We start from the raw sequence: 13746 nt of genomic DNA, 5'->3' as shown, positions 1-13746 counted from the left end.
CATAAAAACTCTTTAAACCCCAGCACCATTGCCACGGTCGTTGTGGATCACATAGCTGCTAGCCTAGCGAAGTATGCGGCCGCTCTTCGCTTTGTTAGGTATGAGGCGAAATGCACACGGCTTCTTCAATGACAAGGTCAATGAAAATCTTCACATTCTAACCGAAAAATCAAAAAAAACGGAATGTCAATTGTGCGAATTATTGCGGCGCGCGATTTTCCCGAATTTGCAGCTCTCTAAGGCGCATCAGCGCATAGAGCGCTTGCAAGCGCGGAGTTTCGACGTTGAGGCGTTGCGCGGCGCGAACCGCATTGCCGAGAATGGCCTCGGTTTCCATCGGTCGGCCGTGTTCGAAATCCAGCAACATGCTGGTTTTGTAAGGCGGCATGTGGCGCGTGCGCTCGATATTCAGATCGACCGTATCGTCCGGTAACGGATGGCCGGATGCCGAGGCGATTCGGCAAACCTCCTGCATAATATCGCGGACAAAATCTTCCTGGCTCTGCAAGATCGCCTGAGTCGCTAGGCCGCCCGACAGCACCGATAATGGGTTGAACGGCGCGTTCCAGACGCATTTCTGCCAGCGACTGGCGACGATGTCCCGGCTGATTTCGCAGTCGGCGCCGCCGGCGGCGAATAAATCCCCCAGCTGTTGGCCAAGCCCGGCAGAGTCCGGGGTGAGAGCGCCGATAGTCAGTTTGCCGTAGGCCAGATGCTTGATGTGGCCTGGCGCCACCCGATTGCAGCAAATATAAGCCAAGCCGCTGATCAGGACTCTGTCCGGGAAGGCGGAAAGCAATTCGGCTTCGATATCGACGCCGTTTTGTATGAACGCGATTGCGGTCTTGCCGGCCAGGCCTTCCCGGATCAGGCCGACGCGGTCGATGTCGGCCACGACTTTGCTGCACAGTAGCAAATAATCGGCGCAATCGCGGTAATCGCCCGCCTGTCGCAAAACTTGCGCCGGACGAAATCGCCAGCGGCCCAGCGTATGGCTGTCGATCTCGAAGCCGTGACGGCGGACGTAGTCGTAATCAGAACGGCAAACCACACTGACTTCGGCGCCGGATCTGGCCAGCAAGGCTCCGTAAAAGCCGCCTATCGCCCCGGCACCGACGATCAGTATTTTGCTGCTCACGGCGTGTCGCTCAAAATCTGTTTCAAAAACGGGATCGTCAGTTTGCGTTGCGCGGCCAAAGTCGCCCGGTCGATTTTGTCCAGTAATGACCATAGCGCGGCGATGTCGTGCACGTAATGGTTCAGCAAGAAGCGGCCGACGGCGGGCGGGATGTCGAAGCCCAAAAAATGTGCTTTATGGGTCAAGGCGTCGATCAATTGGTCGTCCCGCAACGGCTGAATTCTCAAGGTCAGTCCCCAGCCCATCCGCGTCTTCAAGTCCGGCAATTGGTAGCTCAGATATTTGGGTGGGCAGTCGGCTGCCAGCAGCAGCCGGTGACTGGCTTGGCGGTGGGCGTTGTAAAAATTGAAAAAGGCGTGTTCCCAATCCGAATGGCCGGCAATGTGCTGTATGTTGTCCAGGCATACCAATTCCAGATGTTCTAAGCCTTCCAGTAAGGCCGGATTTGGCAGACGGTCCGGCGCCAGCGCCAAATAGAACGGCTCTACATTGGCCTGCGTCGCGAGTTGGCAACAGGCTTGCAGTAAATGGCTTTTGCCGCTGCCGTTCTCGCCCCACAGGTAAATTTGCTGTTCCGTGCCCGTGGTAGCCAGCTTCTGCAATTGGTCGAGGATTTCGCCGTTATTTCCGGCGTAATAGCTGTTGAAGGTCTGGTTGGCCTGGAATTCGAACTGTAACGGGACTTGCATCGGCGTTGGTTTACGCTTTTTCCGCTTTGTAAACGTATAAGCCGGCACCGAAACACAGCATTAAGCTGAACAACACCTCCAGCAAGGCGTACGGGCGTTGGCTTTGGCTGACGTAAGATTCGGCGATGCCGTGGGCGAAATACGGCAAGCTGAGGTAGCTCATCCAGGTACAGCTTTTCAAATTTCTGTGCAACAGGCCCCGAAACGGCAGCAGTAGCGGGCCGACGCTGGCAATTAAGATCAGCGCCGTCGGAACGCGGGTAGATGGCGACAATACGGTATGCCACGCCATCAACAACAAGAACAAACCGAAAAATCCGGCCAACGCGATGTAGTAGTAATGGATTCTTTGCATGAATGCGGCGCTCGCCGGGCGGTGGAATGTTAACCCGCTCATTATCACAAACTCTTTGCCATAATGCAGTTTGGTCTTTTTGCTTTTGGAGAATGTCATGGTGCGTTTTTGGGCTGTAATTGGCGCGAGTTTATGCAGTTGTGCGGTCTTGGCTGCCGACAGTTATACGATCGATAGCCGGCACACGTTTCCGAGTTTCGAGATAAACCATTTGGGTTTCTCCACTCAGCGCGGGCGTTTTAACGAAACTTCCGGCAAGGTGTTGCTGGATACCGCGGCCGCTACCGGCAGCATAGACATTTCAGTCAATACCGCTTCGATCAGCACCGGACTGGCCGAATTGGAGCAACATTTGCGCGGGCCGGATTTTTTGGATAGCGCAAAATACCCGGTGATGAGTTTCAAATCCAACCGATTGATTTTCCAGGGCGAGACATTGGTCGGGGCCGACGGCGTGTTGACGCTGCACGGCGTCAGTAAACCTGTACGGTTAGATGTCCAGCATTTTTATTGCAGTATCAATCCGTTACGGATGAAGTACAGTTGCGGTGCCGATGCCTCGGCTACGATCAGGCGTTCCGAATTTGGCGTCGACAAATACGTACCTGCGGTTGCCGACCAGGTCAAAGTGTTGATCCAAGTCGAAGCGGTCAAAGACTAAACCGGAATGGTTGGCGTACGCCGGCGGCTTGGAAAAGCTTTCGGGTTACGTGAACTCCTCAAGGCATTCTCGCTATTATGCGCTAAGCGCTTCTTGCTGCTGAAAAATCTCCGGTTAACCACAATGTCTGTGGATAACTCTGTGTATTGAATGTCGAAAGCCCCGCCGGTTGCCCGCAAATACTGGCGTTTCGTTAAATTGTATAAAATTTGGACAGGCTTGTTTTTTGATATTTATCAACGCCTTATCCTTATTCTTTTTTATTTCAAAGAGTTATTTTGTCAAGCGTTATTTGCGGCTGGTTGGTGTAGGCTTTGTGTGCATAACTTCCGTGGCCGCCGCCAATTCTGGGGCCGAAACGGCGATTTCCTTCGGCTTTTTAAGTCTTCACAGGTGCAAGCGGCGGAACAAATTTGCGATAATTGCCGGTTTTGAAAAAAGAGCGATTTCATGTGGTTTAAAAATTTGGCCGTCTACCGTTTCACCGAACCGTTCGAGCTGAAAGCCGAGGAGCTGGAGCAAAAGTTGCAGCAACAGCCGTTCCGCGCTTGCGGTAGCCACGACGAATTCAGTTTCGGCTGGACCCCGCCGTTGGGCAGGGCGGCCGATGCCCTGGTGCACGCGAATAATGGCTTTTTCATGCTCTGCGGCAAAAAAGAGGAAAAAGTCGTTCCGGGTTCCGTGGTCAACGAAATGCTACAAGAACGCATCAGCGAAATCGAAGAACGGGAGGCCCGTAAATTACCGGCAAAGGAACGCAATCGGCTCAAGGACGAATTGATCTTCGAACTGTTGCCGCGGGCCTTCTCGTTTTCCAAAAAAACCTACGCCTACATCGACAGTCAGGGCGGATGGCTGGTGGTCGATGCGGCGTCGGCAAAAAAAGCCGAGGATTTGCTGAGCCAGCTACGCAAATGTTTGGGCTCTTTGCCGGTCGTGCCGATGACGGCCACGGCAAAGCCTGCCGGCGTGATGACGCAATGGTTGACCGACAATGCCTCGCCCAAGGATATTCTGATCGAAGACGAGTGCGAGTTGCGTTCTCCGGAAGAGGAAGGCGCCATTATTCGCTGCAAGCGGCACGACTTGGCTTTGCCGGAGATCAAAAATCACTTGGATAGCGGAAAGCAAGTGATCAAATTAGCGATGAGTTGGGCCGAGCGGTTGTCGTTCGTGCTGGACGAAAATCTTGCCGTCAAACGCTTGAAGTTTCTGGATTTGATTCAGGATCAGGCGGCCGATATCGAAGCGTTCGACGAAACCGAGCAATTCGACGCCGATTTTTCCATTATGACTGCGGAACTTGCACAGTTTTTACCGCGTCTGCTTGAGTTGTTTAACGCCGAGGGCGCTATCTGATGAAAATTCGTTTATTAACCGGCCTGTTGTTGGCTGTAAGCGGCAGTGTCTCGGCATTGACCTTGCCGGCGCCGGATCGGCCCGGCGAGAGCCTGATAGGCAATCCGCCGCACGAGGTCAAGTACGTATCCGCCAAGCAGGAAGACACGCTGATCGATATTGCGGTCAATTTCAGGCTTGGGCAGGATCAAATCGTGTTGGCCAATCCTTATGTCGACCGCTGGTTGCCGCGCGAAGGCACCCAGGTGCGGATTCCCAGCAGTTTCATTTTGCCGAATGCGCCGCGCCAAGGCATCGTCATTAATTTGCCGGAGATGCGGATTTATTATTATCCAGATTCCAGCAAAGTGGTTACCTATGCCATCGGTATCGGCCGGGAAGACAATTGGAAGACGCCGCTGGGTAAAACCCATATCGCCGGCAAAACCGAAAACCCGTCCTGGACCCCGCCCCCGTCCATCATTGCCGAGCATTTGGCCGAAGGCGACGTGCTGGAGCCTTATTATCCGCCGGGGCCGGACAATCCGTTGGGTTTATTCGCATTTAAATTGGGTATACCCGGCTATCTGATCCACAGTACCAACAAAACTAACGGTGTTGGCATGCGCGTCAGCCATGGTTGCATTCGGATGTATCCGGCTGACATCGAGCAGTTTTTCCCGATGGTCAAAGTCGGTACTCAGGTCAATATCGTCAACCAGCCGATTAAGGTCGGTTGGTATCGCGATACTTTGTATCTTGAGGCCTATCCGGATATGGAAGAAACGCCGGCTACATTCGAGCAGCGTTTGCATGCGGCATTAGACTTGATCGAGCAAGCCAACGGCGGCAAGATGCCGGTCATCAAAGGATCGGTGTTGAAGGCGGCGATCGAAAAGTCTACCGGTATACCGACCGCGATCTACGAGCGTCCGGCACCAACTCCGCCGGTCGTGCAAAGCCAAGTCGCACCAAACTAGCGACAATAAAAAAGCCCGTGGCCTTTCGGCTCACGGGCTTTTTAAATCAACAACAGCTTAAAGCTTATTTGTGTTGTGATTTTTTGAACATGCGGTCCAATTTGCTGTTGGTGTCTTGAGCATATTGAGCAGCGCGGTTAGCAGCAGCTTCGGCAGCGGCAGCTTTTGCAGCAGCTTCAGCAGCAGCAGCTTTTGCAGAAGCAGCGTCAGCAGATGCGGTAGCTACTTTGCCTTCCAAAGTGCCAACGCGTGCATCCAAAGCTTCCAGGTCAGAAGTGCTTGCGCAACCGGTAGCCAAAGCTGCAACGGCAACAACTGCTGATAATTTAATAGCTCTCATCATGGTTTATTTCCCCTTGATTGTGGTTTCAAAAAATAAAGAATGAAAAACGGTGGCAATTGTCCAACATTTTTTTGGATTTTACCAACATTATTTCACGGTTACGAGTGTCCCTTTTTCTACCCATTGGCTTAACTGGTCGATTTGATCGTTGGTCAATGCGATACATCCGTGTGTCCAATTCATGGATCTGTGGATGGACAGACTGCCGCTGCCCAAACCATGAATGCCGATTTGCCCGCCCAGGTCGGTATTTTGCGGCGGTACTTGCCCATAGGAGTGGGCCCTGGCGATAGCCTCGTAGGTATCGAGGTCGATCTTGCCTTGCTTTAGGGCGTGGTCGGCATGTTCGACGTTGGGGTAAGTCAGGCCGAAAAATTTACGAAACGCGCTCTTGTCGTTGATCCAGCCGATACGGTAATTGCCGAGCGGCGTGACGTCGTCGCCGCGGTGGCTTTTCTCGCCGGCGCCGTTACGGCCTATGGCTATGTTTTCGAGAACGGCAACGGTTTTCTCCCCTTTGCGTATTTCCATATTTTGCTTCTGAGTATCGACTAGCAGCCACACATCATCCGTTGCGAAAGCGTTAACGGACGCGGAACTTCCCAGTACAATCAAAGCGCCTAGTAACTTTTTCTTTAACATGGCAATCTGTAAATAATCAAAATTTTGGTGTACTTTAACCCTTTCGAACCGTGGTATTACAAAGGGTAGCATATGACAACAACAATCACCAAAACCACTCCCTACGACGATCAAAAGCCAGGCACATCGGGCTTGCGCAAGAAGGTCAAGGTCTTCCAGCAGCCCAAATATTTGGAAAATTTCGTCCAATCCATCTTCGACAGCCTGGAAGGTTACCAAGGCCAAACTTTGGTGATTGGCGGCGACGGCCGTTACTACAACCGGAAAGCCATTCAAATCATCATCAAGATGGCGGCCGCGAACGGTTTCGGTGAACTTATTATAGGCCAAGGCGGTTTGTTGTCTACACCTGCTGCGTCAAATATTATTAGGAAATACAACGCCTTCGGAGGCATTGTTCTATCGGCGAGTCACAATCCGGGCGGGCCGGAGGAAGATTTCGGCATCAAATATAATGTCGGTAACGGCGGACCGGCCCCGGAAAAGTTCACCGACAAGCTTTACGAGAACACCAAAACCATTACCGGCTACAAAAAAGCCCGCTTCGGCGATGTCGATTTGGATGCGGTCGGCGAGGTCGAAAAAGGCGGCGTCAAAATCCGCATCATCGATCCGGTGGCCGACTATGCGGAATTGATGGCGCGGATCTTCGATTTCGATCTACTGAAACAAAGCATCCAGAACGGCTTCATCACGCTGAAATTCGATGCGATGCACGCGATTACCGGCCCCTATGCCAAACACATCTTGGAAGACGTGCTCGGCGCTGCGCCCGGTTCGGTGTTCAATGCGGTACCGCTGGAAGACTTCGGCGGCGGCCATCCCGACCCGAATCTGGTACATGCCCACGAATTGGCAGAAATCATGTTCGGCCCCAATCCGCTGACCTTCGGCGCCGCGTCCGACGGCGACGGCGACCGCAATATGATCATGGGCGCCAATATCTTCGTTACCCCCAGCGACAGTTTGGCGATCATGGCCGCCAACGCTAAATTGATCCCGGCTTATGCCAAAGGCATCAGCGGCGTGGCCCGTTCGATGCCGACCAGCCAGGCGGTAGACCGCGTTGCCGACAAACTCAGCCTGCCTTGCTACGAAACCCCGACGGGCTGGAAGTTCTTCGGCAACTTGCTCGATGCCGACAAAATCACCTTGTGCGGCGAAGAGAGTTTCGGCTCCGGCTCTAACCATGTACGCGAAAAAGACGGATTGTGGGCGGTATTGTTTTGGCTGAACCTGATCGCCCGCAAACGCGAATCGGTGGAAGACATCGTTCGCGAACATTGGCAAACCTACGGCCGCGACATCTATTGCCGCCACGACTACGAAGCCGTCGACTCCGAAATCGCCAATGGCATCGTCGACCACTTGCGCGGCCAACTCGACACGCTGCCCGGTAAGAGTTGGGGCGATTACGAAGTGAAATACGCCGACGAATTCAGCTACACCGACCCGGTCGACGGCAGCGTCAGCAGCCGCCAAGGTATCAGAATCGGCTTTGTCAACGGTTCGCGTATCGTGTTCCGCCTGTCCGGCACCGGCACCGTCGGCGCCACCTTGCGTATTTACCTGGAACGTTACGAGCGCGACATCCGCAAACACGACCAGGATGCCCAAGCGGCATTGGCCGAATTGATCGATATTGCCGAACAACTTTGTGAGGTCAAAAAACGTACCGGTAGAACCGAACCGGACGTGATTACCTGATAGGTCGATAGCCATCAACAACCGGTGCCGAAGAAAAAGCTCAAACGCGAGCAAATGCTGGCGTATTTTCGGGATTTGCCGGCGTGTTTGATTGGTCTGGAAGCCTGCAGCAGTGCTCACTATTGGGGCGAGAAAGGTAAAAGCTGGGGCCTACTGTCAAATTGATCGCACCGCAGGTCGCCAAACCCTATGTCAAGGCGAACAAAAATGACGCCAACGATGCGGAAGCGATATGCGAAGCGGTCTCGTGGCCGACGATGCGTTTGGTGACGATCAAGAGCGTGGCCCAGCAAGGCCAGCAGGCCACGCTCGGATACGTAGCCAATTGAGCGTAAGCATACCGAAAAGCCATTCAAATTCGTGGCTTGTTGGCCGAATACGGCATCGTCGTCGGCCAGCGACTGGAAACCTTGCGCAAAGCGCTGCCGGGGTTGCTGGTAGAGGGCAACAATCCTCTAGTTGCGGCAAGCAATTCAAGCGAGTGCAGGACATGGCGGCTTGGCTGGGATTGACGCCGAGACAGCATAGCCGCGGCGGTAAGGAAAGGCTGTTGGGTATCAGTCAGCGCGGCGATGCCTATTTGCGGACCTTGTTGATCCACGGAGCGCGGGTCCTCCTGAAAGTCGCCGGACAAAAAGACGATCCGCGCAGCCGCTGGCTGCAAACCCTCAGCGAGCGACGCAGCAAAAACATCGCCGCCGTGGCCTTAGCCAATAAACACGCCCGAATTGCCTGGTTCTTATTAAGCGAGAACATCGACTACCAACCGGACCGAGACAGGCCGGTTGGGAATCTGCTTGTGCCTGATAGTCAAAAGCCGATTGAGATAGAAGAGCAATCCATTCGATTGCGAAGCAACACTCTGATGGCAACCGGACGAACCGGCGCTGGTGAAACCTGATTATTCCGCTGTGCCTAAGAGCACGTTAGGGCGATAAGGCACCCGCGCGCGAATAGCCCATTATGGCCAGAGCCTATCAAGCTCAAGCAAAGGCCGGATATGCGTGTGCAGTCGTACCTTTTACCAACAGAAGTGTTCCGCTTGCATAACGGGAGGGGTCTATATACGGGATAAGCCGATAGGAGTTTCCGGCAATTTAGCTCAGTCGCCGGAAACGCTTACGCTTATTCCGGCCTACATCTTTCCATAAAAGGGGTATAACAAGTATCGTAGCCCCGATTAGCGAAGCGTAATCGGGGGAATGATGCGGGTCTTGCGCAAGATTACGCTTCGCTAATCGTACCTACGGAGCTGACCAGCGGAAACCGATTCGGTTGCCGAATCGATTCAACAGCCAGATCAATATCCAAATCCGGCCAGTAAAGATGGTTGGCGGAAGGGCGTTCGACACGCAGAATTTTGCCTACACTGGCATCCCGAAACCACGGAAACTCGGCGAACGGCAGGAAAAGCTCTTCGTCTTCCAGCAACAACCAAAATCCGTGTTGCGAAATATTGGTCACTTCAACGGCCGAAGTGTCTGTACCAAGCGTCGCGAATTTCATTTTCATGCTCCTGTACCAGCCGGAGGGCTTTGTTAAGGTCATTTTGCGACAATCCAGTGTGTTGCGCCAACGTGATAGTCGGCTCCAGCCAGAATTTAGCTTCACCGTTTTGTGCTTGCACGTGCACATGCATTCTGGGTTCTTCCCGCGAGAAGAAATAAAAGCGAAAACCGGCCTCTTTAAAAACGGTTGGGCTCATATCAGCGCCTTCTCTCCTGTCGTAGCCCCGATTAGCGAAGCGTAATCGGGGGAATGATGTGAGTCTTGCGTCCGATTACGCTTCGCTAATCTACGGACTACCGTGAAATCGGGATGGTTTTGTTCCCGTATGCCGCGCCGAGCACCGGAGCTTTTGAACGGATCAGCCCGTTAGGGGCGCCGCATGGATGCGGCGCGTTGCCGAAGGGGCAGGAAGCCCCTTTTCGGCAACCCCGTTCAAAAGCTTCGGAGCGCAGGGAATAAGCGGCATTCGGGTGGCTTTTCTTTTGGATACTTTTCTTTGGCCAAACAAAGAAAAGTATCTCGGCTGTCGGGCCGAGACCCGACATTAAAACCAGCCGTCGCGTTAGCGGCACCAAACACGAAAGCCTATTAACCGCGTGGGCACAAAAAACGTGCCCACCCTACCCGGCTAACGCAAAGCTATGAGGCGCGACGTTAGGAGCGACCGCTTGAGAGACTGGTTATGCCTCACTTACTAGTACCTGTCGATTAATCGAATCCACGACCTCTTCGATGTAGGGGTACTTTCCAGTGTTCATTTCTGGTGCCCGACCGTTCTCGTACATCTGCCAGACTTGCTGGTAGACGTGCCAGATCGATGTAAGAGCACTTTCTATTTCGTCAAAATTCGCACCTTGAGAGAGCTTGAAAATCTCGTGAGCATCGGTATGAATTGCATGCGCATACACCTTTGATGCAATATCTGTATAAAGCCCCTTCATTCGCTTGCTGCTACTTTTGACGAGCCTAGCGAGGCTCTTGAAATCCTCCGCAGTCGGCTCGTGGACATCCTCCATGAACCCATCGATCCATTCGTGCGCATTAGCGCTTCCTTCGATCTTGCGCTTTCGCAGCGCTGCCGAGGAAAACTGGTCCAGGTGATCAATGCAATCTTTGATAAATGACTGCACTGTGAATGTGTCTCCGCTCGAATCGTATAGCCTACGAAGGCCAATAAACAATTTTGTTGTCAGGGCCGATTCGAAGATTTTCCAGAAATGGATGTTCTTATTGAGTGCGTTTACTGACTTGTGATCGGTCAGCAGGGTTCTAAACTGACGAAGCGCATACAACGCCCGCAGGCTTGACTCCGCTTCATTTCTCAAGGTGTTGAGATGGTCGCGCATTCTGGGAATAACAATGAATTATGTTGTTTCCGTATATCTTCCACATACGCTAGACATACAGAATAGAATCATCAACCCGCCCGCTCAATCATCCCCTCAGCCTGCTTAGCAAACGCCTTCAAATCGCCTTTCTTGACCGTAGCCCGAGGAATCACAATCGCCGCATCGATATCTACATAGATGTAGACGTAATCTTTGTGCTTCTCCACCCGCAACATGTCTTTCCACGGGGTTTTGCTTTTACCGCCGGGGGCGCGTTCCTGCAAAAATTCCGGCTCGATGCTCAGCCAATGGATACCGAATAAAGCCTTTTTTTCCGCCTCGGTATATTTGTTGAAAAACTGCCGGCGCAAATCCATCTTCATGATGAACGGCGAAGCAAACGACCAGGCCAGCGCCAGGATGGTGATGTAGGCCGTGGTTTTCATGTCCACGTAGTACACGTAATAAAACAAGGCAATAGCCATCATCACACCGGGGGCGAAGATGCGGTTTTGGCGGAGCTTTTTCTGCATTTCCGGGTCTTTTTTCAGCCTTTCCTCATTAAAGTGGACCAGGTCTTCTTCGCGGAATTCGTATTCGATTTCTAACATGGGTATCGCTCGGTGGAGTTGTGGGTTAGTGCATTTTCATTTTGGCGTGGGTACTGCGCCGGAACAGGTTCGACAAGGTCAACATCGCGGTGCGGAAGTAGCCGTGGATCGCCACTTGGTGCATTTTGTACAACGACAAATACACCATGTAGGCGATGAAGCCGCCGACGCTGACGGTACCCATCAAACTGCCCATCAACGAACCGACCGTGCTGAATTTGCCCAGCGACACCAGCGAACCATAGTCGCGGTAAACGAATTTAACGCCCGGCTTGCCTTTCAGGCGGTTGACGATGCTCTTGGCGACGGCCGATGCCATTTGATGGGCGGATTGGGCGCGCGGCGGCACGTTGCCACCGTGGCCGACCCATTCGCAAGCAGCGCAATCGCCGATCGCGAAGATATCCGGATCGCTGGTGTGCAAGGTTTGGTCGACGATCAACTGGTTGATGTGATTGGTTTCCAGGCCGTCCAGGTTCTTCATCCAGTCCGGCGCTTTGATGCCGGCCGCCCAGACTTTCAGATCTGCATCGAACACTTCGCCGTCGTGGGTATGCACCGCGGTTTCGGTGACCTCGGTCACGCGCCGGCCCAGTTTCAGGCTGATGCCCAATTTGACCAATTGCTCCATCGTCGCTTGCGACAGCTTGGCCGGCAATGCCGGCAGCAATTGGGTCGCGGCTTCGATGATCGTGATGTTGACGCCGATAGAGCCTTCCAGACCGTAGGTGGCCAGCAATTTGGTCACTTCGTGCAATTCGGCCGACAGTTCCACCCCGGTGGCGCCGGCGCCGACGATGACGATGGACAGCGGCTTGTCGCGCTGTTGGTTTTGGTTGGCGTAGGATTGCAGGTAATAGGTTTCTACCAATTGCTTCTGGAAGCGGAAGGCTTCCTTGGTGGTATCGATGAAGCGGCAGTATTTATCGACGCCTTTGATGCCGAAAGTATTGCTGACGCTGCCGACCGCCATCACCAGCGTGTCGTATTTGAAGCGGCGCTGCGGTATCAATTCGGCGCCTTGTTTGTTGGTGATCGGCGCGACGACGACTTCCTTGTTGGCGCGGTCCAAGCCTTCCATTTTGCCGAACAGGAAACGGAAATGGTTGCGGTGGGCTTGCGACAGATATTCGATCTCTTCGGCTTCGGCCAGCGTGCCGGACGCCACTTCGTGCAAAAGCGGCTTCCAGATGTGGGTCGAGGCGGCGTCCAACAACGTGATTTCCGCCTTACCGGCTTTACCGAGTTTTTGCCCCAGCTCGGTCGCCAATTCCAGGCCGGCCGCGCCGCCGCCGACGATCAATATCTTGTGTTTTTCCGCCATGCTGTTCCCCCTCGAGTGATGCCGGCCTTGGCCGAGCATTGAAAGCGCCGTCCCTGCATTGTTTTGAATTCCCTGACTCGCGGCATTATAACCAATCGCATCTAGGCTGGCCGATTTTGACGGGCCGGGCGTTTGGCCGCGGAAATGCCGCTGCCGGGCCTGCCGCAGCCACGGCGGATTTAATGAACCGTTAAGTTTGGCAACGGACCATGCCCCCCAGTCCGTTGGAAAAGGACCGACTATGTTCAACCACTTAGATTACGACATGGCTTCGAAAAAATTGCCGCACCTGAGGATACTGAGTTCGATATTGTTATTGGCCGGATGCGCCTCCGAGCCGCCGCTGCCGCCTTCGGATTCGCAGGCGCAAGTACCGTCTTACCGCGACCAAGCGGTTTATAACCAGCCTTATACGGTGAAAGGCAAAACCTATTTTCCGCTACTAAGCCGGGAAGGTTACCGGGAAGTCGGACTGGCGTCCTGGTACGGCGCCGAATCCGGCGGCCGCACCGCTAACGGCAACCGTTTCAAACCCAACGGCCTGACCGCCGCACATAAAACCCTGCCGATACCCTCCAAAGTCCGGGTCACCAATCTGGCAAACGGCCGCCATATCGACGTCACGGTCAACGACCGCGGCCCGTTCGTCGATGCCCGTCTGATCGACTTGTCGCGCGGCGCCGCCAAACGCATCGGCGTCAACGGCTTGGCGCAAGTGTCGGTGGAAATTCTGGATGCCGCGTCCGGTTCGAACTGAACGGGCGAAGCCGAGACACCGGCCCGCGCAGCGGCCGGATGTTTGGAGATCAGACCTTACGCCGCCATACCGGGAATGCACCAGCCGGCCTGAGTCTAAAAAGAGGGGACGAGAAACAAACCGGGCATCGCTCGACCGTTAATCCCGACTGCTTATCGGCTTCAACACGTCGAAAAAAATCGACGCTGTTTTGGCCCTGGCAAAAAGTAGCGGCGCCGAGCCGCTAACGCCAGTGCTGCGTGCAACAGCCACCTATGCGCTCACTCATCTGAAAAATTGCGGGCAATCCAGCTAAATCAAGGCGTTACTTTTGCTAACGGCGCTGTTTCAGGCTTAATATCGCCTACAAACTACCTGGGATTTT

Annotated in this window: 15 protein-coding genes and 1 pseudogene; 6 read left to right on the top strand and 10 right to left on the bottom strand. The window is 53.8% G+C overall.

Annotated features, from left to right (window positions below; all coding sequences use genetic code 11):
* Positions 1-199: 199 nt before the first annotated feature.
* Genes VXJ35_RS21975 through VXJ35_RS21965 form a run of 3 tightly spaced genes read right to left on the bottom strand, consistent with a single transcriptional unit; the run spans position 200 to position 2182 of the window.
* Positions 200-1138: a ketopantoate reductase family protein gene (locus VXJ35_RS21975; RefSeq protein ID WP_064023191.1), complete on the bottom strand. Its 939-nt coding sequence runs from the start codon at positions 1136-1138 to the stop codon at positions 200-202.
* Positions 1135-1827 carry a DnaA regulatory inactivator Hda gene (hda, locus tag VXJ35_RS21970; protein WP_064023190.1) on the bottom strand — a complete coding sequence of 231 codons (693 nt, stop codon included), beginning with the start codon at positions 1825-1827 and terminating at the stop codon, positions 1135-1137. The genes VXJ35_RS21975 and hda overlap by 4 nt, the downstream gene beginning before the upstream one ends.
* A 10-nt stretch (positions 1828-1837) precedes the next feature.
* Positions 1838-2182, bottom strand: coding sequence for a DUF2069 domain-containing protein (locus VXJ35_RS21965; protein ID WP_064023650.1), 345 nt, complete (start codon positions 2180-2182; stop codon positions 1838-1840).
* A 97-nt stretch (positions 2183-2279) separates the two neighbouring features.
* Between VXJ35_RS21965 and VXJ35_RS21960 the strand changes: the two genes are divergently transcribed.
* From VXJ35_RS21960 to VXJ35_RS21950, 3 genes are all read left to right on the top strand, one after another.
* Positions 2280-2843 carry a YceI family protein gene (locus VXJ35_RS21960; protein ID WP_054760706.1) on the top strand — a complete coding sequence of 188 codons (564 nt, stop codon included), beginning with the start codon at positions 2280-2282 and terminating at the stop codon, positions 2841-2843.
* Between the two features lie 450 nt (positions 2844-3293).
* A complete protein-coding gene (gene rdgC / locus VXJ35_RS21955) occupies positions 3294-4202 on the top strand; it encodes a recombination-associated protein RdgC (protein ID WP_064023189.1) in 909 nt (302 codons plus the stop codon).
* Complete coding sequence (locus VXJ35_RS21950) at positions 4202-5161, top strand: L,D-transpeptidase family protein (RefSeq protein ID WP_054760708.1); 960 nt, start codon at positions 4202-4204, stop codon at positions 5159-5161. The genes rdgC and VXJ35_RS21950 overlap by 1 nt, the downstream gene beginning before the upstream one ends.
* 64 nt (positions 5162-5225) lie before the next feature.
* Here the strand turns inward: VXJ35_RS21950 and VXJ35_RS21945 are convergent, their stop codons facing one another.
* Both VXJ35_RS21945 and VXJ35_RS21940 read right to left on the bottom strand, forming a co-directional pair.
* Positions 5226-5504 (bottom strand): Lpp/OprI family alanine-zipper lipoprotein, encoded by a 279-nt coding sequence (locus VXJ35_RS21945; protein ID WP_082409752.1) that lies wholly within the window; start codon positions 5502-5504, stop codon positions 5226-5228.
* A gap of 87 nt (positions 5505-5591) precedes the next feature.
* Entirely contained in the window at positions 5592-6146 is a 555-nt protein-coding gene (locus VXJ35_RS21940) for a murein L,D-transpeptidase family protein (RefSeq protein WP_064023187.1), read from the bottom strand.
* A gap of 72 nt (positions 6147-6218) precedes the next feature.
* Here VXJ35_RS21940 and VXJ35_RS21935 point away from each other — a divergent pair, with 72 nt between their 5' ends.
* Positions 6219-7853, top strand: a complete 1635-nt coding sequence (locus VXJ35_RS21935) for an alpha-D-glucose phosphate-specific phosphoglucomutase (RefSeq protein WP_064023186.1) — start codon at positions 6219-6221, stop codon at positions 7851-7853.
* Between the two features lie 3 nt (positions 7854-7856).
* Positions 7857-8622: pseudogene (locus VXJ35_RS21930) on the top strand (transposase); the annotation flags it as partial.
* 455 nt (positions 8623-9077) lie between these two features.
* Here VXJ35_RS21930 and VXJ35_RS21925 read toward each other — a convergent pair.
* From VXJ35_RS21925 to VXJ35_RS21905, 5 genes are all read right to left on the bottom strand, one after another.
* Positions 9078-9359, bottom strand: a complete 282-nt coding sequence (locus VXJ35_RS21925) for a DUF2442 domain-containing protein (RefSeq protein WP_064023649.1) — start codon at positions 9357-9359, stop codon at positions 9078-9080.
* Complete coding sequence (locus VXJ35_RS21920; protein WP_082881042.1) at positions 9319-9558, bottom strand: DUF4160 domain-containing protein; 240 nt, start codon at positions 9556-9558, stop codon at positions 9319-9321. The genes VXJ35_RS21925 and VXJ35_RS21920 overlap by 41 nt, the downstream gene beginning before the upstream one ends.
* A gap of 484 nt (positions 9559-10042) precedes the next feature.
* Positions 10043-10708, bottom strand: a complete 666-nt coding sequence (locus VXJ35_RS21915) for a hypothetical protein (protein WP_064023183.1) — start codon at positions 10706-10708, stop codon at positions 10043-10045.
* A 71-nt stretch (positions 10709-10779) separates the two neighbouring features.
* Positions 10780-11301 (bottom strand): YcxB family protein, encoded by a 522-nt coding sequence (locus tag VXJ35_RS21910; RefSeq protein WP_064023182.1) that lies wholly within the window; start codon positions 11299-11301, stop codon positions 10780-10782.
* A 25-nt stretch (positions 11302-11326) separates the two neighbouring features.
* Complete coding sequence (locus VXJ35_RS21905) at positions 11327-12625, bottom strand: NAD(P)/FAD-dependent oxidoreductase (protein WP_064023181.1); 1299 nt, start codon at positions 12623-12625, stop codon at positions 11327-11329.
* A 241-nt stretch (positions 12626-12866) separates the two neighbouring features.
* Between VXJ35_RS21905 and VXJ35_RS21900 the strand changes: the two genes are divergently transcribed.
* Positions 12867-13382, top strand: coding sequence for a septal ring lytic transglycosylase RlpA family protein (locus tag VXJ35_RS21900; RefSeq protein ID WP_064023180.1), 516 nt, complete (start codon positions 12867-12869; stop codon positions 13380-13382).
* Positions 13383-13746: the final 364 nt, after the last annotated feature.

Source organism: Methylomonas sp. DH-1, from assembly GCF_046097555.1.
Taxonomy (GTDB): domain Bacteria; phylum Pseudomonadota; class Gammaproteobacteria; order Methylococcales; family Methylomonadaceae; genus Methylomonas; species Methylomonas koyamae.
This window is presented reverse-complemented; position numbering and strand designations above follow the sequence as displayed.

Coding starts and splice junctions, on each gene's coding strand:
- VXJ35_RS21935 (WP_064023186.1), top strand. CDS start 6,219: ATGACAACAACAATCACCAAAACCACTCCCTACGACGATCAAAAGCCA.
- VXJ35_RS21965 (WP_064023650.1), bottom strand. CDS start 2,182: ATGCAAAGAATCCATTACTACTACATCGCGTTGGCCGGATTTTTCGGT.
- VXJ35_RS21920 (WP_082881042.1), bottom strand. CDS start 9,558: ATGAGCCCAACCGTTTTTAAAGAGGCCGGTTTTCGCTTTTATTTCTTC.
- hda (WP_064023190.1), bottom strand. CDS start 1,827: ATGCAAGTCCCGTTACAGTTCGAATTCCAGGCCAACCAGACCTTCAAC.
- VXJ35_RS21945 (WP_082409752.1), bottom strand. CDS start 5,504: ATGATGAGAGCTATTAAATTATCAGCAGTTGTTGCCGTTGCAGCTTTG.
- rdgC (WP_064023189.1), top strand. CDS start 3,294: ATGTGGTTTAAAAATTTGGCCGTCTACCGTTTCACCGAACCGTTCGAG.
- VXJ35_RS21925 (WP_064023649.1), bottom strand. CDS start 9,359: ATGAAATTCGCGACGCTTGGTACAGACACTTCGGCCGTTGAAGTGACC.
- VXJ35_RS21940 (WP_064023187.1), bottom strand. CDS start 6,146: ATGTTAAAGAAAAAGTTACTAGGCGCTTTGATTGTACTGGGAAGTTCC.
- VXJ35_RS21905 (WP_064023181.1), bottom strand. CDS start 12,625: ATGGCGGAAAAACACAAGATATTGATCGTCGGCGGCGGCGCGGCCGGC.
- VXJ35_RS21910 (WP_064023182.1), bottom strand. CDS start 11,301: ATGTTAGAAATCGAATACGAATTCCGCGAAGAAGACCTGGTCCACTTT.
- VXJ35_RS21960 (WP_054760706.1), top strand. CDS start 2,280: ATGGTGCGTTTTTGGGCTGTAATTGGCGCGAGTTTATGCAGTTGTGCG.
- VXJ35_RS21915 (WP_064023183.1), bottom strand. CDS start 10,708: ATGCGCGACCATCTCAACACCTTGAGAAATGAAGCGGAGTCAAGCCTG.
- VXJ35_RS21950 (WP_054760708.1), top strand. CDS start 4,202: ATGAAAATTCGTTTATTAACCGGCCTGTTGTTGGCTGTAAGCGGCAGT.
- VXJ35_RS21900 (WP_064023180.1), top strand. CDS start 12,867: ATGTTCAACCACTTAGATTACGACATGGCTTCGAAAAAATTGCCGCAC.